The sequence below is a fragment of the Paenibacillus sp. LPE1-1-1.1 genome (assembly GCF_040676435.1).
GTDB lineage: Bacteria > Bacillota > Bacilli > Paenibacillales > Paenibacillaceae > Pristimantibacillus.
Genome location: NZ_JBEGHY010000007.1, coordinates 1 through 1321, shown reverse-complemented (window position 1 = coordinate 1321; position 1321 = coordinate 1). Strand labels below are relative to the sequence as shown.

Annotated in this window: 1 rRNA gene; it reads left to right on the top strand. The window is 53.4% G+C overall.

Annotated elements, in window-relative coordinates:
* A 23S ribosomal RNA gene (locus MRBLPE1_RS10520) occupies positions 1 to 1321 on the top strand; the annotation flags it as partial.

Genomic DNA, 1321 nt, shown 5'->3' with positions numbered 1-1321 from the left:
CTCCGAGACGGATCCTGAGTACGGCGGGACACGTGAAACCCCGTCGGAATCCGGCAGGACCATCTGCCAAGGCTAAATACTCCCTGGTGACCGATAGTGAAGCAGTACCGTGAGGGAAAGGTGAAAAGCACCGCGGAAGCGGAGTGAAAAAGAACCTGAAACCGTGCGCTTACAAAAAGTCAGAGCCCGTTAAATGGGTGATGGCGTGCCTTTTGTAGAATGAACCGGCGAGTTACGATCACGTGCAAGGTTAAGTCGGGAAGACGGAGCCGTAGCGAAAGCGAGTCTGAATAGGGCGAATAAGTACGTGGTCGTAGACCCGAAACCGTGTGATCTACCCCTGTCCAGGGTGAAGGTGCGGTAACACGCACTGGAGGCCCGAACCCACGCACGTTGAAAAGTGCGGGGATGAGGTGGGGGTAGCGGAGAAATTCCAATCGAACTCGGAGATAGCTGGTTCTCCCCGAAATAGCTTTAGGGCTAGCCTCGAGGAATGAGCGTCGTGGAGGTAGAGCACTGATTGGGTGCGGGGCCCGCCAAGGGTTACCAAGTCCAGTCAAACTCCGAATGCCATAGACGTGCTACTCGGGAGTCAGACAGTGAGTGCTAAGATCCATTGTCAAGAGGGAAACAGCCCAGATCATCAGCTAAGGTCCCCAAGTGTGTGTTAAGTGGGAAAGGATGTGGAGTTGCAAAGACAACCAGGATGTTGGCTTAGAAGCAGCCACCATTTAAAGAGTGCGTAATAGCTCACTGGTCGAGTGACTCTGCGCCGAAAATGTAACGGGGCTAAACACACCACCGAAGCTATGACATGTACCTTTATGGTACTTGGGTAGGGGAGCGTTGAATACGGATTGAAGTTGGACCGTGAGGACTGGTGGACTGTATTCAAGTGAGAATGCCGGTATGAGTAACGAAAAGACAAGTGAGAATCTTGTCCGCCGAAAGCCTAAGGGTTCCTGAGGAAGGCTCGTCCTCTCAGGGTAAGTCGGGACCTAACGCGAGGCCGAAAGGCGTAGTGGATGGACAACAGGTTGAAATTCCTGTACCACCGTAAACCGTTATGAGCAATGGGGTGACACAGAAGGGCAGTGACGCGGGCTGATGGAATAGCCCGTCCAAGCAGTGAGGCTAGTGTGTAGGCAAATCCGCACACTATTAGGCTGGGCTGTGATGGGGAGCGAAAATTATAGTAGCGAAGGTCATGTACTCCGGCTGTCAAGAAAAGCCTCTAGCCAGGTGAAGGTGCCCGTACCGCAAACCGACACAGGTAGGCGAGCAGAGCATGCTAAGGCGCGCGGAAGAACTCTCGTTAAGG